The following is a 19,023-nucleotide window of genomic DNA, read 5'->3' on the forward strand; positions in this document are numbered from 1 at the left end:
CTGTTAGCAAAAAAAGTCAAGTAAATCCTGACTGGCATCAAGGATGTTTCGCACCTATACTATTTGTCATTTATTGTGGTCAAAGCCTGTGCAAAAGTTCCTCATTTATGATAGAATAGGTAGTAAGAAAGAAAACGTTTTTACTACGTTTTTTTTAGTCGGAAGGGGAAAATATTATGGCTACTATTCAATGGTTTCCGGGTCACATGTCTAAGGCTCGGCGGCAAGTTCAGGAGAATTTAAAATTTGTTGATTTTGTGACGATTTTGGTGGATGCTAGGCTACCTTTATCTAGTCAAAATCCTATGTTAACTAAGATTGTTGGGGATAAACCAAAGCTTTTGATTTTGAATAAGGCAGATCTGGCTGACCCCGCAATGACCAAAGAATGGCGTCAGTATTTTGAATCACAGGGAATCCAAACTCTGGCTATCAACTCCAAAGAGCAAGTGACTGTAAAAGTTGTTACTGATGCCGCTAAAAAGCTCATGGCTGATAAGATTGCACGCCAGAAAGAACGAGGTATCAAGATCGAAACCTTGCGGACCATGATTATCGGAATTCCAAATGCCGGTAAGTCAACTCTCATGAACCGTTTGGCTGGGAAAAAGATTGCGGTTGTAGGCAATAAACCAGGTGTTACCAAGGGGCAACAATGGCTTAAAACCAATAAAGACCTTGAAATTTTAGACACACCAGGGATTCTCTGGCCTAAATTTGAAGACGAAACCGTTGCTTTGAAACTAGCCTTGACTGGAGCCATTAAAGACCAGTTGCTTCCTATGGATGAAGTGACCATTTTTGGTCTTGATTATTTCAAAAAACATTATCCAGAAAAGCTAGCTGAACGCTTCAAACAAATGAAGATAGAAGAAGAAGCACCTGTTATCATCATGGATATGACACGTGCCCTTGGTTTCCGAGACGACTACGACCGCTTTTACAGCCTCTTTGTAAAGGAAGTCCGTGATGGAAAGCTCGGTAACTATACCTTAGATACATTGGATGACATCGATGACGACGATTAAAGAAATCAAAGACCTTCTTGCCACTGTCAAAGAATTAGACAATCCCCTTTTTCCTGAACTGGAAAAAGATCCTCGTTCTGGAGTTCAAAAGGAAATCAACAAGCGTAAAAAAGCCATTCAGGCTGAACTGGATGAAGACCTTCGCCTAGAAACTATGCTTTCCTATGAAAAAGAACTGTATAAGCAAGGATTGAGCCTAATTGCAGGTGTTGATGAGGTCGGCCGCGGTCCTCTTGCTGGACCTGTAGTCGCTGCAGCGGTAATCTTACCAAAAAATTGTAAAATCAGAGGTCTCAACGATAGCAAAAAAATCCCAAAAAAGAAACATTTGGATATTTATCAAGCCGTTCAAGACCAAGCTTTATCAATCGGGATTGGTATCATGGATAATCAAGTCATTGACCAAGTCAATATCTATGAAGCAACCAAACTAGCCATGAAAGAAGCGATCTCCCAGCTCAGTCCGCAACCTGAGCACCTCTTGATAGATGCCATGAAACTGGAGTTGCCGATTTCTCAAACAGCAATCATCAAAGGAGATGCAAACTCTCTCTCGATCGCAGCTGCATCTATAGTGGCCAAGGTGACACGGGATGAATTGATGAAGGACTATGATCAGCAATATCCTGGATATGATTTTACAGCTAATGCAGGATACGGAACAGCTAAACATCTAGAAGGACTGGAAAAACTAGGTGTCACCCCAATTCACCGAACCAGTTTTGAACCAGTCAAAACACTGGTTTCAACTAAGAAAGACAAGTAAGAGGAAATGATTATGGAGGAACAGTCAGAAACACTCAGTTCCAAGAAAGAATTTGCCTTTGCCTCAAGCACCATATTATCCCAAGTTGGACGAGGAATCATTGTTGGTCTCGTCGTCGGGCTAATCGTCGGATCTTTTCGTTTCTTAATCGAAAAGGGTTTTCATCTGATACAAGGCCTCTATCAAGATCAAGCGCACCTAGTGCGCAATCTTTTTATCATTGGTCTATTTTATTTAATCGTTTGCTGGCTTAGTGCGAAACTAACTCGATCAGAAAAAGATATCAAGGGTTCAGGAATTCCTCAAGTCGAAGCCGAATTAAAGGGACTAATGACTCTTAACTGGTGGAGTGTCCTCTGGAAAAAATATATTCTAGGTATTCTTGCTATTGCCAGTGGCCTTATGCTAGGTCGGGAAGGGCCAAGTATTCAACTTGGAGCAGTTGGTGGAAAAGGTATTGCCAAGTGGCTCAAATCCAGTCCGGTAGAGGAACGCTCCCTGATTGCCAGTGGTGCTGCCGCAGGCTTAGCCGCTGCCTTTAATGCACCGATTGCAGGTCTCCTCTTTGTTGTAGAGGAAGTCTATCATCATTTTTCACGCTTTTTCTGGGTCTCAACTCTAGCAGCCAGTCTCGTAGCAAACTTTGTCTCACTACTCATATTTGGCCTAACACCTGTGCTGGATATGCCAGATAACATTCCTCTCATGACCCTAGACCAGTATTGGATATACCTCCTTATGGGAGTTTTTCTCGGGCTTTCTAGTTTTCTCTATGAGAAAGCTGTACTCAATGTTGGTCGAATTTATGACTGGATTGGTCAAAAAATTCATTTGGATAAAGCTTATTATCCAATCCTAGCCTTTATCCTTATCATACCAGTCGGGATTTTCTTGCCACAAATCCTTGGTGGTGGAAATCAGCTGGTTCTTTCCCTAACTGAGCAAAATTTTAGTTTCCAAGTTCTATTAGCTTACTTTTTGATCCGCTTTGTTTGGAGTATGATTAGTTATGGAAGTGGCCTCCCAGGAGGAATTTTCCTACCCATTTTGGCGCTTGGTTCCTTACTTGGTGCCCTAGTTGGTGTCATTTGTGTCAACCTTGGGCTTGTTAGTCAGGAGCAATTCCCTATATTTGTCATTCTGGGAATGAGTGGCTACTTTGGGGCAATTTCCAAGGCTCCCTTAACTGCCATGATCCTCGTAACTGAGATGGTTGGAGATATTCGCAACCTCATGCCACTGGGCTTAGTGACCTTGGTCGCCTACATCGTCATGGATTTGCTCAAGGGAGCACCAGTCTATGAGGCCATGCTAGAAAAAATGCTGCCAGAAGAAGCAACAGACGAAGGAGAAGTCACCCTCATAGAAATCCCTGTGTCTGACAAAATCGCTGGAAAACAGGTTCACGAACTCAACTTGCCACATAACGTACTCATTACCACCCAAGTCCATAATGGCAAGAGCCAAACAGTTAACGGCTCAACTAGAATGTATCTGGGTGATATGATTCACCTAGTTATTCCAAAAAGTGAAATTGGAAAAGTCAAAGATTTGTTGTTATAAGTTCTGTTTACATAATTTATTTTACGTAAAATATAATTGAAAGGATTCTCTATGAAAAGAAATAAGGCAATTGCAGTATATTTGCTAGGCACATTTAGCCAGTTAGTATCAGTTTGTCTCCTTTTCTTTCTCTTGAATCATTTTTCTGTTCAGTCCAATCTATTAACTATTTTAGGAATCATTCTAGGTGGCATTTCTTCAGCACTTTGGGGAATCATTGTTGCAAATCACTATTTTCATATTCCTTTTAAGAAGATCGTTAACGATTTTTTTAACATTCATACCAGTTATAAACACTATTTATTATCTTTCTTCCTTATTGTCCTTGATTTTTCTTTTCTAATGTTTGGTGGGCAAATAGTAGAATTTAGCTGGTATCTCCCATTTTTGATGTTCTTCAAATTTATTGTTTTTGGCGGTATAGAAGAGATTGGATGGCGATATGTTTTTCAACCAATTTTACAAGAAAAGTTGCCATATTTTTACTCAACAATCCTAACCTTTTTCAGCTGGGCGCTTTGGCATCTGTTGTTCTTTTACATAGATGGTTCCCTAGCAACTCTGCAAATTCTACCGTTTTTATTTGGATTGCTGACGAATTCTTTCATACTCTCAGCTCTTTATAACAAAACAAAGAATCTCTGGATTTGCGTTATGACACATTCGATCATTAATGTCTTGTCTCAGCTAACCATAGACACTAATCGATCCGAAACCTACCTGCTTAAAATCTTCATCATCTTGGTATCCTGCTATATGGTAATACATAAAAAAGATGTGCATAGAGTCGGTAGCTGATTTTGTTGGAAACAGTATTATTCTTTGGAAAAGTTATTTGCTAAGGAGGACATACATCATAATGAAAATACTCGATGTTTTATATAATTTTTATGGTGATTTTGATTTCATTGAAGAAAAATACAATGAAAAATACGAAGGTATTCTTATCAAGATAAAGGAAGAGCAAGGGTATAAAAGATGCCGCTTGGCAAAAAGAACACCAAAAAAAGAAGGATATTTTACAGTTTTTTGGAAAAAAGACCAAAACAACAAGAACATTCCTTATACCAATGAGGACTTAGGAAATGAACTTATAATCGTTATCATTGATAATGATAAGAGGGGACTATTCATTATTCCAAACGAGGTGGCTATTCGTAAAAACATTCTGTCGACAAAAGATAGCAATGGAAAAATGTCTATGCGATTTTATCCTCCTTGGTGCTCAAATTTAAATACAACAGCTCGAGCAACACAAAAATGGCAATTGCAATATTTTAGAGAAATTGAAATATAAACATATTGCCGGATTACATACACACAAAAGACCTGTTTCTTATGATTGTGGAACCAGGTCTTTGTTTTTTCTAGAATCCATCAAACACTTATAACATCTTTCCGAAAAACTATAATTTTCTTGAAAAATATATGAGTCTATGCTATACTACTAGTAGACTTAATTATGGAGAAAATACATGAAACGTGAGATTTTACTGGAACGAATCGACAAACTAAAACAAATCATGCCCTGGTATGTTCTGGAATACTACCAATCCAAGCTTGCTGTGCCCTACAGTTTTACAACCTTGTACGAATATCTCAAGGAATACGATCGATTTTTCAGCTGGGTTTTAGAGTCTGGAATTTCAAATGCTGATAAAATGTCTGATATTCCTTTATCTGTCTTGGAAAATATGTCTAAGAAAGATATGGAAGCTTTTATCCTATATCTACGTGAACGTCCATTGCTGAATGCTAATACAACCAAGCAAGGTGTATCTCAGACGACCATCAATCGGACCTTATCAGCACTTTCTAGTCTTTACAAGTATCTAACAGAGGAGGTTGAAAACGACCTGGGAGAACCCTATTTCTATCGTAATGTAATGAAGAAAGTTTCAACCAAGAAAAAGAAAGAAACACTTGCTGCTAGAGCTGAAAACATCAAGCAAAAACTCTTTCTAGGTGATGAAACAGAAGGTTTTCTAACTTATATCGATCAGGAGTACCCACAACAGCTCTCAAATCGCGCTCTCTCATCATTTAATAAGAACAAAGAACGTGATTTGGCCATTATTGCCCTTCTCCTAGCGTCTGGTGTCCGCTTATCTGAAGCTGTTAATCTAGATCTAAGAGACCTCAATCTCAAAATGATGGTGATCGATGTCACTCGAAAAGGGGGGAAACGTGATTCTGTCAATGTCGCTGCTTTTGCTAAGCCTTACCTAGAGAATTATCTAGCCATTCGAAATCAACGCTATAAGACGGAAAAGACAGATACAGCTCTCTTTTTGACCTTATATCGAGGCGTTCCCAATCGTATTGATGCTTCTAGTGTTGAAAAGATGGTTGCTAAGTACTCTGAGGACTTCAAAGTCCGTGTAACTCCACACAAACTACGCCATACCCTGGCGACTAGGCTCTATGATGCTACTAAATCGCAAGTTTTGGTCAGCCATCAGCTAGGACATGCCAGTACACAAGTCACTGACCTCTATACCCATATCGTCAATGATGAACAAAAGAATGCTTTAGATAGTTTATGATTGTTACATATTATAAATTATGTAAAGCAACTATTGCTAAAAAACGAAAGACCAATTCCTTTATCTTTCGTTTTTTATTTATTTAAACTCAATCCAGTAGTTACGGTGAGGCTCTATAATTACTGGTTTACCCCAAAAGGCTTGCAGATAGGCTAGATTTGCTGGGCTTACTGGTTTTTTTGAATCATTGTACTGCTCAGCACTCTCTTTAGTTAGAAAACATTTTACTGCTTCATAAGAAGTACCATCAGCTGATTCTCTTTCGATTCCCATATACGAAATTTCGTCACCATTTTTAAGATCGTCAGTTAACAGTTTACCAATAAAGAACACTGTCTTATCTTTCATAAATTCATAAGCCTTACTATTTTCAAGTCGGTTATTTGCTGCAGCAAACATAATACAAAAACTATCAACAATGTCCTTCAAAGACATTAAGTCCCCTTTGTTTACTTTGATTTCATCGGGGAGAAGACCGCCAATTATAAGATTTTGAAAATGGGCTTGCTGGATTACATTATCTAAAGCCATTCCCAGAGGTATTTGAACAGCTTGGTATCCTAAAGGTTGAAGCTCTTTGTATTTCTTATCATAATGTTCTTGTGTGATGCTTATATTTAAACTTTCAGTTTGAGAAATTTCTTCATTTCTATAAAAAGCAACAACATTGCGGTCTAACTGTTCAAATAGATTAAGACTTTCTACTGGAATTTCTAACATAATGAATAACTCCTTTTCATTTTTCATCACTATTATAATCTAATCAGCATGATTATTAAGTTTAACCCTAATAAAAGAATCCATCATAAATGGATTCTTTTTCCTTACCCCACTACCGCTTCAGCGATTTCTTCACGGCTGATACCAGCGAAGTAGCGTGTGATGTCAATAGTTTCTAGTGCCTTAAGAACATCTTCGCGTTCATATTTTACGCCACGAAGGACATCTTCTACAGCTGCAACGTCTTCGATACCAAAGAAGTCACCATAAATCTTGATATCTTGGATTTTTGATTCAATGACGTTGGCAAAAACTTCAACCTTTCCACTAGTGAATTTTGTTCCCCGACGAACGTTAAATTCAGGTGATTTACCGTAGTTCCAGTCCCAAGTACCGAACTTTGTATCCTTAATGCGATTGATTTCCGCCATTTCTTCTTCTGAAAAGACGTATTCAGTCATCTCTGGGTACTCTTTTTTCATGTATTCCAATAGCAAATCACGGAATTCTTCAACTGTGATTTTTTCAGGTAATTCATTGACAATATTGGTTACACGGGCACGAACGGATTTCACACCTTTTGATTCAAATTTGTCTTTTGAAACCTTGAGGGCATTAGCAAGGACTGACAAATCAACGTCAAAGAGCAAGCAACCGTGGTGCATGATACGCCCATTGATATAGGCTTGGGCATTGCCACAGAATTTTTTTCCATCAATCTCAAGGTCATTACGGCCTGTGAACTCAGCTTTGACGCCTAGTTGAGCTAAGGTATTGATAACTGGAGTTGAGAAGCTCTTGAAGTCAAAGGCCTTGTTTTCATCTTCTTTTGAAATGATGGTGTAGTTGAGGTTGTTTAGATCGTGATAAACAGCTCCGCCACCACTGATACGGCGGACTACCTCAATACCATTTTCTCGAACATAGTCACGGTTGATTTCTTCGATAGTATTCTGGTGACGACCAACAATGATAGAAGGTTTGTTAATCCAAAGAAGGAAGATTTGATCCTCATCCAAAAGGTGTTTAAAGGCATATTCTTCCAAGGCGATATTAAAAGCAGTGTCGTTTGAATGATTGATAATATATTTCATGATATCCCTTTATACGATAGAGACTGGAAAACATCTTTCCAGCCTAGTCTATCTTCGTTTTATTTTTTCTTTGGTGAATGGATGGCCATTCCTAGAACATCTGCAAATGCTTCGTACATCACTTCAGAGTAGGTTGGGTGTCCGTGGATGGTCTTCAGCATTTCCTCAACAGTGATTTCCATTTCGATGATGCTTGATGCCTCGTTGATCAATTCTGCAGCTGCAGGACCAATGATGTGCACACCAAGGATTTCTCCGTATTTCTTATCAGCAATAACTTTTACGAAACCTTGAGCCGCATCTGATGCAATTGCACGTCCGTTGGCAGCAAAGTTGAATTTACCGATGGCTACATCGTATTTCTCACGGGCTTGTTCTTCAGTCAGACCTACTGCTGCTACTTCAGGAAGAGTGTAAATGGCTGCAGGAGTCAAGTTGAGTTTCGCAACAGCATGATTTCCTTTGAGGGCATTTTCAGCGGCAACTTCACCCATGCGGAAGGCTGCGTGCGCCAACATCTTAGTACCGTTGATGTCACCTGGTGCGTAGATTCCAGGAACAGAAGTTTCCATGTATTCGTTGACCTTGATACGTCCACGATCCAATTCAAACTCAACATCACCAATTCCTTCAAGGTCTGGCACACGACCGATTGAAAGAAGAGCTTTGCTAGCGATGATATCGTCTTTTCCTTCAACCTTGATACGAAGTTGGCCATTTTCCTCGATGATTTCTTGCAATTTTGTACCTGTCAAGATGGTCATACCTTTGCGTTCCAAAATCAAGCGAAGATTCTTAGACACTTCCGCATCCATAGCTGGAACGATACGGTCCATCATTTCGATAACAGTTACTTTTGAACCAAATGTCATGAATGCTTGGCCGAGTTCGATACCGACAACCCCACCACCGATGATTACGAGGCTTTCTGGAACTTCGTTCATTTCAAGAATATCATCGCTGGTCATCACAAGTGGAGATTCCATACCAGGGACGTTAATCTTGCTGACTTTTGAACCACCAGCAAGGATAATTTTCTTGGTTTCAAGCAATTCAGAACCATTTACCAAGACATTCTTATCTTTAGTGATTGTACCAATTCCCTTATGAACAGTAACTCCGTAACTACGAAGAAGACCCGCAACACCACCTACCAAGGTATTGACAACCTTAGACTTAGTTTCAAGGAGTTTGTCCATATCTACAGTGAAGTTTGGATTTTCGATGACGATACCACGATTTGCTGCATGACCGATATTTTCGATGATTTCAGCGTTGTGAAGGTAGGTCTTAGTTGGGATACAGCCACGATTCAAGCAGGTTCCACCGAGTTCAGATTTCTCAACAAGGGCAACTTTACCACCAAGTTGTGCTGCTTTAATCGCTGCAACATAACCAGCAGGACCTCCACCAATCACAACGATATCAAAGGCGTCATCACTCTTACCGTCGTCGTTTGAGGCACTAGCTGCAGGCGCCTGGCTAGCTTCTGGCGCTACAGCACCAGCTGTTGGGATGTTTTCTCCTTCTTCACCAAGGTAACCGATGACTTCCGTTACAGGGACAGTTTCACCATCTCCTTTGAGGATGGCAATCAAGTATCCATCTTCTTCGGCTTCCAATTCCATGCTGACTTTGTCAGTCATGATTTCCAAAAGGATTTCTCCTTCTTTTACAAATTCTCCGACTTTCTTATTCCATTGGACGATTTGTCCTTCTGTCATATCCACGCCGGCTTTTGGCATAATTACTTCTAAGGCCATGTCTTACTTCCTTTATCTATATCTCTAAAAATAAATACTGTATTTTTAAACCAACATTGAGATTGGGTTCTCAATTAAGGCTTTCAAGTCTTTCATAAACTTAGCACCAGCCATACCATCTACGACACGGTGGTCAATGGTTAATCCTAGGCTCATGATAGGTCGAATAACAATCTCACCATTGACAACTACAGGTTTTTCAACTGTTGAGCTAACCCCGAGGATAGCTGAGTTTGGTTGGTTAATAATCGGACCAAAGGACTGAACGCCAAACATTCCCAAGTTACTAATTGTGAAGGTTGAGTTTTGTAACTCACTTGGAGCCAATTTGCCATCCAAGGTACGACCAATCACGTCTTTAAATGCAACGACCAACTCTGACAAGCTCATTTTTTCAGCATTATAGACAACTGGTGTCATCAATCCGTTATCCATACCAACTGCCATCGCAAGGTTGACATAGTTATGAGTGATAATGGTCTTGCCATCTTCTGTCAATAAAGCGTTGATGTATGGGTGTTTCATCAATGTTTTCACAACAGCGAGAGAAAGAAGGTCTGTAACCGTTACTTTCTTACCAGTTGTTTCCATAATCGGATCAAGAACCTTCTTACGAAGGGCCAACATTTCTGACATATCGACATCATAGTTGAGTGTGAAGGTTGGCGCAGTTAGGTAGGATTCAACCATGCGTTGGGCGATAACCTTACGCATTGGTGTCATTGGAATACGCTCAATCTCACCATAAGGAGTGATATTGTCTGGAACTTCTTCCACTTTTTCAATCTGAGCAGGAGACTTGATGGTGTCGTTTTCGATATTTTCAGGAAGCAAGGCCAAAACGTCCTTCTTCATGATCTTACCACGATGACCCGTTCCTTGGATTTCCTGCCAAGCAATGTTATGTTCGAGGGCAATTCGTTTTGCAAGTGGCGAAATGCGAACCACATTTGTGTCTTTATAAGTTTCCACGTCTTCTTTGTGGACACGACCGTTTGCACCTGAGCCAGAAACGTCGTAGAGGTTGATCCCTAGATCATTCGCTAACTTTCTAGCCGCAGGAGTCGCTCTTAGCTTGTCATCAGCCATGACCTCTCCAATTCTATACTAAGATATTAAGGACGAAGAGGGCAATGAAAAAATAGGAGATTGACGATGTGTTCGATGAACACAAGGAAATCTATCTTTTTTTCGCAGACCTCCGTCCGAATTCAATTACATGATATAAAGGGCGTCAAAAGCGACTGAAAAATAGGAAATCAATGCTGGCTTCGATGAAGCCAAGGAGATTTATCTTTTTTCCGAGCTTTTAGCCCGTGTTCAACTCTACAAGTAACTTGGATACGAAACGCGTCTCAAGTTATTACGGTTGCCGCTATTAGGCGGTCAACCTAGTAGACTTACTAATTCATTCGTCGAATATTATCGATTCGACTCACTCATGTCGCAACTCTTTAAATCACTTGAATACAACACGTATCTCAAGTTACTAAAGTTAAAAATTCAAAGATTTTACATAATTTAATTTATGCAATTCTATTCTTTGTTATAAGTCTTACGGATTGCATCTTTGATGCTTTCAACTGTTGGAATCATTGCATTTTCTAGATTTTGTGCGTAAGGCATTGGCACATCTTCTCCGGCGCAACGGCGGATTGGTGCGTCTAGATAATCAAATGCTTCTGATTCTGAAATAATAGCTGAAATCTCTCCGATATAGCCACTTGTTTTGTGTGCATCGTTGACAAGCACCACCTTACCAGTCTTCTTCACTGAGTTAATGATGATATCCTTATCAAGCGGTACAAGGGTACGTGGGTCCACAATTTCAACTGAAATTCCTTCTTCTGCCAATTCTTCGGCAGCTTGAACCACACGGCGAAGCATTTTTCCATAAGTAACAACTGTTACATCTGTACCTTCACGTTTGATTTCCCCTACCCCAAGTGGAATTGTGTAGTCTGGATCAACTGGCACTTCCCCTTTTTGGTTAAATTCTGACTTGTACTCAAGTATGATAACAGGGTTGTTATCACGGATAGAAGACTTGAGCAGTCCTTTCATGTCAGCAGGTGTACCTGGAGCTACAACCTTAAGTCCTGGAATGTGAGTGAACCAAGACTCTAGTGATTGCGAATGCTGAGCGGCAGAACCAACTCCGTTACCAGCTGCGCATCGAACTGTCATTGGAACCTGACCTTTACCACCGAACATATAGCGTGTTTTAGCAGCTTGGTTGACGATATTGTCCATGGCAATAACAGAGAAATCCATAAAGGTCATATCAACGATTGGACGAAGTCCTGTCATGGCTGCTCCTGCTGCTGCTCCAGAGATGGCAGCTTCAGAAATCGGACAGTCACGGATACGTTCTGGACCAAATTCTTCGAGCATTCCAACAGAAGTTCCGAAGTCTCCTCCGAAGACACCGACGTCTTCTCCCATCAAGAATACATTTTCATCGCGACGCATTTCCTCAGACATAGCAAGGATAATGGTGTCACGGAACGACATTGTTTTTGTTTCCATTTTTATCTCTTTCTCCTTAGTCTGCGTAAATATCTTCAAATGCTGATTCTAGTGGTGGGAATGGGCTTTCTTCTGCAAATTTAACAGAAGCTTCTACTGCTTCCTTGACTTGTGCTTGAATTTCTTCCAATTCTTCTGCACTTGCAATATTGTTTTCAATGAGGTATTTGCGAAGGTTTTCGATTGGGTCTTTTTGTTTCCACAATTCCACTTCTTCACGCGTACGATATTTACCAGGGTCAGATGATGAGTGGCCAAGCCAGCGATAGGTTACACTTTCGATCAAGACTGGGCCATTGCCACCACGAACATGATCTACTGCTTTCTTAAATCCTTCATAAACATCGATGACATTGTTTCCATCTTCGATAAACATTCCAGGGATTCCATAAGCAGCACTACGTTGATGAATATGCTCCACATTGGTCATTTTCTTGATATCCGCAGAGATTCCATAACCGTTGTTAATGCAGTAGAAAATAACAGGAAGTTTCCAAATAGAAGCCATGTTCACTGCTTCGTGGAAAACACCCTCGTTGGTCGCGCCATCTCCAAAGAAGCAGACAACGATTTTACCAGTATGTTGCATTTGCTGACTGAGGGCTGCACCGACAGCGATTCCCATACCACCACCTACGATACCATTGGCACCGAGGTTACCAGCATCCAGGTCGGCGATGTGCATAGAACCACCTTTTCCTTTACAGGTTCCAGTGTATTTTCCAAGGATTTCAGCCATCATTCCGTTGAGGTCAATCCCCTTAGCAATAGCTTGCCCGTGTCCACGGTGATTTGAGGTAATCAGATCATCTGGATTAAGAGCCAGCATCGCTCCGACGTTAGCAGCTTCCTCTCCGACAGAAAAGTGAGTCATACCGGGAACTTTTCCCTTTTTCACTAACTGAGCGATTTTTAAGTCCATGCGACGGATTTCTTCCATCTTACGGAACATCTCTAGCAAAAGATTTTTATCTAAAGTTGACATAATCTTGCCTTTCTAACTTTGTACTTACCTTACTATTTTACCTTTTTTAGTATACACTGTCAAAGTATATGGCTAATAAAAATTCACAATATAAAAAAATAAACCCCTGTTAAAACAGGTATTCTCTCTAGTTAGAGTATTTTTTCACAAAGTGCTTTTTCAGGATATTTTCCAAAAATTAGCTCAATCTTTTCATTACGGTTTTCAGACGCCATTGATACAAACAACCAGAAACAATCAAGCTGGCAATTAACCCAATCCAGTAGGCAAATGCCCCTAAGTCAGTTACTTGATCTAGTAGATATCCTAGTGGTATCGCTACTCCCCAATATCCGATTAAGCCAAGATAGAAAGGAACGATAGTGTCCTTATACCCTCTTAAAATTCCTTGGAGCGGAGCCGCAAAGGTATCAGCTAGCTGGAAAAAGAGACTGTAGGTTAGAAATACAGCAGTTGTTTCAATGAACTGAGGGTCATTTCCATATAGATTTGCAACACGATCTCTAAAAATGTAGAGAAAAGACAGGGTAAGACCTGCAAAAATAAGGGCGGTTACTCTCCCCAAACGAGCATAGATTTTTGCATCCTCAAAACGTTTGGCCCCCACCTCGTAAGACACAACAATCGCCATAGCAGAGGAAATACTCATAGGAAAAGCATACATGAGGCTGGAAAAATTCATAGCTGACTGGTGACTGGCAATGATGAGCGATGAAAACTTAGCCATGATTAGTCCAACCACGGAGAAAATGGCTACTTCAGCAAATACGGTTCCCCCGATTGGTAGACCTAATCGAACACCTTCCTTGATTTTATCTATATTTAGTGGAATGCGTTTTTCAAGATGTAACGCTTTTAACCTTTCTTGTTTGAACAAAACAAGCAGGGAAATGCCCAATAAAACCCAATAGGCTAGCGAAGTTCCTAGCCCTGCTCCTGCGCCACCAAGCTCAGGGAAACCGAAAGCTCCATATATCAAGAGATAGTTAAAACCACTATTGAGCGGAAGTAATAGGAGCATGAGATACATAGATAGTTTGGTCAAACCAAGAGAATCTAACAAAGACCGAATGACACTAAAAAGCAACAAGGGAATAATCCCGATAGAAAGGTACCAAAGATAAGAAACTGCAACTGCCGCTACTTGAGCTTCTAGCCCGATATGATTTAAGACAGGCGGTGCTAAGAATACTACCATGCCAAGCAAGACCAAAGACAGTCCGAAAGCTAAGTAGATGAATTGATAAAAGTCAGATGCCACTTCTTCCTTTTTGCCCCGTCCCAGATGATGGCCTATGATGGGAACCATGGCCGAAACAATCCCTGTTAAAAAAGTAAAGAAAGGATTCCATAGACTCGTTGCAGTTGATACTCCTGCCAAGTCCATGGTATTGTACTGCCCAGTCATGGTTGTATCAACAAATGAGGCAGAATAATTGGCAAACTGATAAATCAGGATAGGAAAAAATATCTTAAGAAATAAGACAAACTTATCTTTAAATTGATGGGTTGGATACATATACGCTCTCTATTCTTATCATTTTCAGAGCAGAATCCCATCTAGTTTTGATAGACGATTTGTCCCTTACAAATGGTATATTTAACCTGCCCTTTTAAAGTTTCACCAATAAATGGAGAATTAGCTGATTTTGAAGCAAAGTTTGAATCCACAAGGCGGTCAGCCTTAGCATCAAAGATAGTGATATCCGCTGGACCATTCTCAGCCAAGTAACCAGCTTCAAAGTTGTAAAGCTTGGCTGGATTGACAGTCATTTTTTCAAGCAATTCCATCAAGCTCAACTCACCAGCTTCCACCAAATAAGTCAAACCAAGAGAAAGAGAGGTTTCCAAACCTGTCATACCAGATGGCGCTTTGGTGATATCTTCTACATTCTTCTCGTCTGCATGGTGAGGCGCGTGGTCTGTCGCGATTACGGATATGATTCCTGACTTAAGACCTTCAATCACGGCACGACGATCTGACTCCAAACGAAGAGGAGGATTCATTTTAGCATTGCTTCCTTGAGTTAAAAGAAGAGCTTCTGTCTTAGAGAAATGCTGTGGCGCTACTTCTGCTGTGACTTGCGCACCTAGTCCTTGAGCAAACTCCACCACCTTAACACTTTCTTCCTTAGACAAATGCTGAATGTGAACATGGGCCTTGGTTGCATAGGCAATCATAACATCACGCGCAATCATAGCGTACTCAGCCACCCCAGTCGCTCCACAGATATGGAAATGTTCCTTAGCGATGTTTTCGTTAAATCCAAGAATCCCGTTCAAACCTGGATCTTCCTCATGAAGACTAATAAAAGTATTAAGTTTTTTAGCTTCTTCCATGGCTTCCTTGACCACTTTACTGCTCTCAAGCGGAATACCATCATCAGAAAAACCAACCGCACCTGCTTCTAAAAGCGCCTTAAAGTCTGTCAAGTCTTGGCCATTAAAGTTCTTGGTAATAGTCGCAACTGTCTTGACATTGATTTTTTCCTTGGCAGCTGACTGAAGAACTTCTTGCAAAGTTTCTACGTCCGAAATGGTTGGACTAGTATTAGCCATCATGACAACCGTTGTAAAACCACCTGCAGCAGCCGCTAGTGCCCCAGTATGGATATCCTCCTTGTGGGTCTGACCAGGTTCACGGAAATGAACATGAATATCCACTAGTCCAGGCGCAACTACAAGACCAGTAGCATCAATTAGCTCTGCTCCTTCTTCCTTGATTTCAGGGGCAATTTTGACAATTTTCCCATCTTGAACCAAAACATCACACACTTGATCCAAACCAGACTTGGGATCCATTACACGACCATTTTTGATTAGTAGCATCTGCTTTCTCCTTTATTCATAGAAATCAACTTGGGTATCCAATAATTTATCCCCATCATAAACAAACTTGGCTGAAAAGAAGGGTTTATCTTCTAAAAGCCACTCAACAAAAGTGTGATCACCCTCCCAAGTTGGCTTGCTCAAAACTTCATCATAGGGAACCCATTCCAGCGTCCCCTCATTGCAGTCAATCAAGTTACCCTCAAACTCCGTCACCTTAAAAACATAGGTGTACCAGTCTAAATCTGGTGTGAATTCTGGAAAAGTGATAACACCTTTTAGAACCGGCTTGGCTTTGAGCCCTGTTTCTTCGAGGATTTCACGCGCTGCACATTCCTGTGGAGTCTCACCTCGCTCTAGCTTTCCACCCACACCAATCCATTTGCCTTCATGGACATCGTTGGGCTTCTTATTGCGATGGAGCATGAGCAGTTCTTTTCCGTTATCAATGTAGCAAATCGTCGCTAACTGAGGCATATTCTCTCCTTATCTAAGCCAATCGATTGGCTCTTGTCCTGTCTCTTTTAAGAATGCATTGGCCTTGGAAAAAGGCTTGGAACCCCAAAATCCTCTATAAACCGATAAAGGACTGGGATGAGCTGATTCGATAATCAAGTGACGAGGATTGGTAACCAAGGCCTTCTTCTTGCGTGCATAAGCGCCCCAGAGTACAAAGACTACAGGTCTGTCTAGATTATTGACAACCCGAATCACAGCATCTGTAAAAGGCTCCCATATCTGTCCAGCATGACCATTGGCCTGGCCAGCAGGAACGGTCAAGCAAGCATTGAGAAGCAAGACTCCTTGCTCAGCCCAAGCCGTCAAATCATGGGATTTCTTAACGCCGATGTCATCTGACAATTCTTTCAAGATATTTTGCAAGGATGGCGGAGCTGGGATAGAGTCAGGAACAGAAAAACTCAAGCCCTGCGCCTGACCTGGCCCGTGATAGGGGTCTTGCCCTAGAATCACCACCTTCACTTCTTCAAGTGGTGTAGTCAAGAGAGCCTGAAAAACTTTTTCCTTAGGTGGATAAACAGTTCCCTGAGCATAGACCTGTTCCATAAATTGATTGATTTTCCCAAAATAACCCTCAGGTAATCGCTCCTTAATCAAAGCATGCCAAGATGAGTGTTGCATCGCCAACTCCTTCGTTTTTACTGCCTCTATTATAGCAAAAAGTGGCTATCTAAACCACTTTTTACAGTTTATCTATAGATTTAATAAATCGACTATATATACGATTTGAATACGTGAATACGGTTTATAAAGAATGGCTATTTTTTATAATTACTTTTTAAATCATTAAGCATTTTACTTCCTCTTTCGAAGATTATCTTTTCTGAAATTTTTTTAAACTTATTAAAATCCATTTCAGAAAAAGGAGTTTCTTTAGAAACTTTCCATATAGTCTTTAAATAATTTTTTTCTAAAAAATCGTCAAAATTAGAAAACTTTTGAAAATACAATACATTCTCTTGGTGTAAAATCGCTCTTTTTAAAGGATAATACTCTTTAATATTATTAACTTTTTGTTCGTAAGCATACTTCGCTACATGATCTAGGTATATATCAAAAAAGTCATGAGGAAAATCTCCCATACAGCTATTACGATTCATATTGAGGCTATATTTTCGATCAGTAATATAATTCGGAAATATATTGCCAATTACTCTAAGATTATCTACTTGTGAATCCCTTCTCCCAATATAATCCCCTTCTTTGACTAATGATGGAGATTTCCAAGTAAAAATTAAATCGCCAGAGAAATTTTTCTTATCATAAAACTTAAAAAGAGATTGATAAATACTATTTGCTAATCGACAATTGTCAGATATAAATTCATAATTCACAGCTTCATTAAAATCAACTTCAGAAATTTTAATGTACTCTTCGATAGTAATATTGGCATTTTTTTTAGTCATTAGAGCGTCTCCTTTAAAATGTTATCTTTTTAAGAGTATTTGTATCTAAACAATCCAGCAATTCTTGGTAAGAATGAACTTCATAAGTCGGCTGGGCTTGCGTCTTATTTTCCAGATGATGGGGATTGTACCAGATAGTATCAATACCAGCATTATTGCCACCTTGAATGTCGGCGGTTAGAGAATCTCCAATCATCAGTGCCTTTTCTTTATCAAATCCAGCAATCTGTTGACCGATTTTTTCATAGAATAGTGCGTCAGGCTTTTGTGTTTGTAATTGCTCGGAGATAAAGACTTGGTTGAAATAGGGAGCCAGACCAGATTGAGCCAAACGTCCCGTCTGAATGGCAGTGATTCCATTTGTCGCAGCGTACAGGTCATAATCACGCTCAACGAGACTGTCTAAGAGTTCATGAGCACCTGAAAGAGTTTGTCCCTGCTGAGCGAGATAAAACTGGTAACGCTGAGCAAGTAAAGTCCCGTCTTTCTCCAGTCCAAAATGAGCAAATAAACGAGAAAAGCGCGTGTCAATCAGTTCTTGTTTACTGATTTTCTTTTGCTCCAAGTCCTTCCAGAGAGCCTTGTTCATAGGAACGTAATAGTCTTTGTAGGCTTGAATATCCGCAACTCCTTCTTCTTTTAGAAGTTGTGTCAGAGCAACATCCTCAGCAGCATCAAAATCAAGCAAGGTATGGTCAAGGTCGAAGAGTAAAAATTTGTAGGGCAATTTGAAGTTTTCCTTTCTGAAAATTCATTAAGAACATTATAGCATAAATGAACCTTTGATTTATTGAGTTTCAAATACTTTTTACACTCACATTTTGACCGTGCTCAAATGCAAATCTAAAACTAGTCAGCAAAACTTCGAATAAATCTTTTCCGGAACTCGTTATGAAATAATGCGATAAATTTGTTATATGCTCTGCGATATTATTTCCCCAAGGAGGAGTGAGTGACAAATCTTCAAAATCCCATATAACATCCTGAGGGAGAAATTTTTTCAACTCCTCTTGGATAGATACCAACTCAGCTATTCCTCTTTCAACAGATTCAAAAGGAACATCTCCCCAGTAAAGCTTATTCATTATTACTGGGTATCTACTTCCCCACTCATTATTCTCTAAGCGAACATAAATAGTCGAAAAGAATGAATTAAAAAGACTCCCTTCTCCTATAGTCCACCAATTATAACCAACCATTAACCCTACAGACATAGATATTCTCCTACTCATTTTTAATATTATTTAACGTCAACTAAAGTTTTATATTGATAGT

The 19,023-nt window shown here is 40.1% G+C and carries 19 protein-coding genes; 6 read left to right on the top strand and 13 right to left on the bottom strand.

The features are described from left to right. Positions 1–176: 176 nt before the first annotated feature. The 6 genes from ylqF (at position 177) to xerS (ending at position 5,903) form a co-directional block, all read left to right on the top strand. Positions 177–1,028, top strand: coding sequence for a ribosome biogenesis GTPase YlqF (gene ylqF, locus HMPREF3057_RS08205; RefSeq protein ID WP_000201304.1), 852 nt, complete (start codon positions 177–179; stop codon positions 1,026–1,028). Beyond that, positions 1,015–1,794, top strand: coding sequence for a ribonuclease HII (locus tag HMPREF3057_RS08210; RefSeq protein ID WP_049478246.1), 780 nt, complete (start codon positions 1,015–1,017; stop codon positions 1,792–1,794). The genes ylqF and HMPREF3057_RS08210 overlap by 14 nt, the downstream gene beginning before the upstream one ends. A 12-nt stretch (positions 1,795–1,806) precedes the next feature. Further along, a complete protein-coding gene (locus tag HMPREF3057_RS08215) occupies positions 1,807–3,357 on the top strand; it encodes a ClC family H(+)/Cl(-) exchange transporter (protein ID WP_070697177.1) in 1,551 nt (516 codons plus the stop codon). Positions 3,358–3,408: 51 nt separating this feature from the next. Then, complete coding sequence (locus HMPREF3057_RS08220) at positions 3,409–4,155, top strand: CPBP family intramembrane glutamic endopeptidase (protein WP_049547148.1); 747 nt, start codon at positions 3,409–3,411, stop codon at positions 4,153–4,155. Positions 4,156–4,216: 61 nt separating this feature from the next. Continuing rightward, a complete protein-coding gene (locus HMPREF3057_RS08225) occupies positions 4,217–4,654 on the top strand; it encodes a MepB family protein (protein WP_049547147.1) in 438 nt (145 codons plus the stop codon). 178 nt (positions 4,655–4,832) lie between these two features. Next, positions 4,833–5,903 carry a tyrosine recombinase XerS gene (gene xerS, locus HMPREF3057_RS08230; protein WP_000817856.1) on the top strand — a complete coding sequence of 357 codons (1,071 nt, stop codon included), beginning with the start codon at positions 4,833–4,835 and terminating at the stop codon, positions 5,901–5,903. Positions 5,904–5,981: 78 nt separating this feature from the next. Here the strand turns inward: xerS and HMPREF3057_RS08235 are convergent, their stop codons facing one another. The 13 genes from HMPREF3057_RS08235 to HMPREF3057_RS08295 form a co-directional block, all read right to left on the bottom strand. Then, positions 5,982–6,623 (bottom strand): hypothetical protein, encoded by a 642-nt coding sequence (locus tag HMPREF3057_RS08235; protein ID WP_000890074.1) that lies wholly within the window; start codon positions 6,621–6,623, stop codon positions 5,982–5,984. Positions 6,624–6,727: 104 nt separating this feature from the next. Continuing rightward, positions 6,728–7,717 carry a lipoate--protein ligase gene (locus HMPREF3057_RS08240; protein ID WP_049484467.1) on the bottom strand — a complete coding sequence of 330 codons (990 nt, stop codon included), beginning with the start codon at positions 7,715–7,717 and terminating at the stop codon, positions 6,728–6,730. Positions 7,718–7,776: 59 nt separating this feature from the next. Continuing rightward, a complete protein-coding gene (gene lpdA, locus HMPREF3057_RS08245) occupies positions 7,777–9,480 on the bottom strand; it encodes a dihydrolipoyl dehydrogenase (RefSeq protein WP_070697179.1) in 1,704 nt (567 codons plus the stop codon). 45 nt (positions 9,481–9,525) lie between these two features. Next, positions 9,526–10,569 carry a dihydrolipoamide acetyltransferase gene (locus HMPREF3057_RS08250; RefSeq protein ID WP_070697182.1) on the bottom strand — a complete coding sequence of 348 codons (1,044 nt, stop codon included), beginning with the start codon at positions 10,567–10,569 and terminating at the stop codon, positions 9,526–9,528. 447 nt (positions 10,570–11,016) lie between these two features. Beyond that, positions 11,017–12,009 carry an alpha-ketoacid dehydrogenase subunit beta gene (locus HMPREF3057_RS08255; RefSeq protein ID WP_033681771.1) on the bottom strand — a complete coding sequence of 331 codons (993 nt, stop codon included), beginning with the start codon at positions 12,007–12,009 and terminating at the stop codon, positions 11,017–11,019. A gap of 16 nt (positions 12,010–12,025) precedes the next feature. Further along, complete coding sequence (locus HMPREF3057_RS08260; protein ID WP_000105349.1) at positions 12,026–12,994, bottom strand: thiamine pyrophosphate-dependent dehydrogenase E1 component subunit alpha; 969 nt, start codon at positions 12,992–12,994, stop codon at positions 12,026–12,028. A gap of 178 nt (positions 12,995–13,172) precedes the next feature. Beyond that, positions 13,173–14,513 carry an MATE family efflux transporter gene (locus tag HMPREF3057_RS08265; RefSeq protein WP_070697185.1) on the bottom strand — a complete coding sequence of 447 codons (1,341 nt, stop codon included), beginning with the start codon at positions 14,511–14,513 and terminating at the stop codon, positions 13,173–13,175. Between the two features lie 41 nt (positions 14,514–14,554). After that, positions 14,555–15,823: a dihydroorotase gene (locus tag HMPREF3057_RS08270; RefSeq protein ID WP_000924516.1), complete on the bottom strand. Its 1,269-nt coding sequence runs from the start codon at positions 15,821–15,823 to the stop codon at positions 14,555–14,557. Positions 15,824–15,835: 12 nt separating this feature from the next. Beyond that, positions 15,836–16,300: an NUDIX hydrolase gene (locus HMPREF3057_RS08275; protein WP_050227747.1), complete on the bottom strand. Its 465-nt coding sequence runs from the start codon at positions 16,298–16,300 to the stop codon at positions 15,836–15,838. 9 nt (positions 16,301–16,309) lie between these two features. Next, positions 16,310–16,963 carry a uracil-DNA glycosylase gene (locus HMPREF3057_RS08280; protein ID WP_070697187.1) on the bottom strand — a complete coding sequence of 218 codons (654 nt, stop codon included), beginning with the start codon at positions 16,961–16,963 and terminating at the stop codon, positions 16,310–16,312. 137 nt (positions 16,964–17,100) lie between these two features. After that, entirely contained in the window at positions 17,101–17,748 is a 648-nt protein-coding gene (locus HMPREF3057_RS08285; protein ID WP_070697189.1) for a hypothetical protein, read from the bottom strand. 13 nt (positions 17,749–17,761) lie between these two features. Next, positions 17,762–18,475, bottom strand: a complete 714-nt coding sequence (locus tag HMPREF3057_RS08290; RefSeq protein WP_070697192.1) for a pyrimidine 5'-nucleotidase PynA — start codon at positions 18,473–18,475, stop codon at positions 17,762–17,764. Between the two features lie 70 nt (positions 18,476–18,545). Next, entirely contained in the window at positions 18,546–18,962 is a 417-nt protein-coding gene (locus tag HMPREF3057_RS08295) for an immunity 70 family protein (RefSeq protein WP_070697194.1), read from the bottom strand. Between the last annotated feature and the right edge of the window lie 61 nt (positions 18,963–19,023).

Source organism: Streptococcus sp. HMSC072D05 (assembly GCF_001815805.1).
GTDB lineage: Bacteria > Bacillota > Bacilli > Lactobacillales > Streptococcaceae > Streptococcus.

Coding starts and splice junctions, on each gene's coding strand:
- ylqF (WP_000201304.1), top strand. CDS start 177: ATGGCTACTATTCAATGGTTTCCGGGTCACATGTCTAAGGCTCGGCGG.
- HMPREF3057_RS08210 (WP_049478246.1), top strand. CDS start 1,015: ATGACGACGATTAAAGAAATCAAAGACCTTCTTGCCACTGTCAAAGAA.
- HMPREF3057_RS08215 (WP_070697177.1), top strand. CDS start 1,807: ATGGAGGAACAGTCAGAAACACTCAGTTCCAAGAAAGAATTTGCCTTT.
- HMPREF3057_RS08220 (WP_049547148.1), top strand. CDS start 3,409: ATGAAAAGAAATAAGGCAATTGCAGTATATTTGCTAGGCACATTTAGC.
- HMPREF3057_RS08225 (WP_049547147.1), top strand. CDS start 4,217: ATGAAAATACTCGATGTTTTATATAATTTTTATGGTGATTTTGATTTC.
- xerS (WP_000817856.1), top strand. CDS start 4,833: ATGAAACGTGAGATTTTACTGGAACGAATCGACAAACTAAAACAAATC.
- HMPREF3057_RS08235 (WP_000890074.1), bottom strand. CDS start 6,623: ATGTTAGAAATTCCAGTAGAAAGTCTTAATCTATTTGAACAGTTAGAC.
- HMPREF3057_RS08240 (WP_049484467.1), bottom strand. CDS start 7,717: ATGAAATATATTATCAATCATTCAAACGACACTGCTTTTAATATCGCC.
- lpdA (WP_070697179.1), bottom strand. CDS start 9,480: ATGGCCTTAGAAGTAATTATGCCAAAAGCCGGCGTGGATATGACAGAA.
- HMPREF3057_RS08250 (WP_070697182.1), bottom strand. CDS start 10,569: ATGGCTGATGACAAGCTAAGAGCGACTCCTGCGGCTAGAAAGTTAGCG.
- HMPREF3057_RS08255 (WP_033681771.1), bottom strand. CDS start 12,009: ATGGAAACAAAAACAATGTCGTTCCGTGACACCATTATCCTTGCTATG.
- HMPREF3057_RS08260 (WP_000105349.1), bottom strand. CDS start 12,994: ATGTCAACTTTAGATAAAAATCTTTTGCTAGAGATGTTCCGTAAGATG.
- HMPREF3057_RS08265 (WP_070697185.1), bottom strand. CDS start 14,513: ATGTATCCAACCCATCAATTTAAAGATAAGTTTGTCTTATTTCTTAAG.
- HMPREF3057_RS08270 (WP_000924516.1), bottom strand. CDS start 15,823: ATGCTACTAATCAAAAATGGTCGTGTAATGGATCCCAAGTCTGGTTTG.
- HMPREF3057_RS08275 (WP_050227747.1), bottom strand. CDS start 16,300: ATGCCTCAGTTAGCGACGATTTGCTACATTGATAACGGAAAAGAACTG.
- HMPREF3057_RS08280 (WP_070697187.1), bottom strand. CDS start 16,963: ATGCAACACTCATCTTGGCATGCTTTGATTAAGGAGCGATTACCTGAG.
- HMPREF3057_RS08285 (WP_070697189.1), bottom strand. CDS start 17,748: ATGACTAAAAAAAATGCCAATATTACTATCGAAGAGTACATTAAAATT.
- HMPREF3057_RS08295 (WP_070697194.1), bottom strand. CDS start 18,962: ATGTCTGTAGGGTTAATGGTTGGTTATAATTGGTGGACTATAGGAGAA.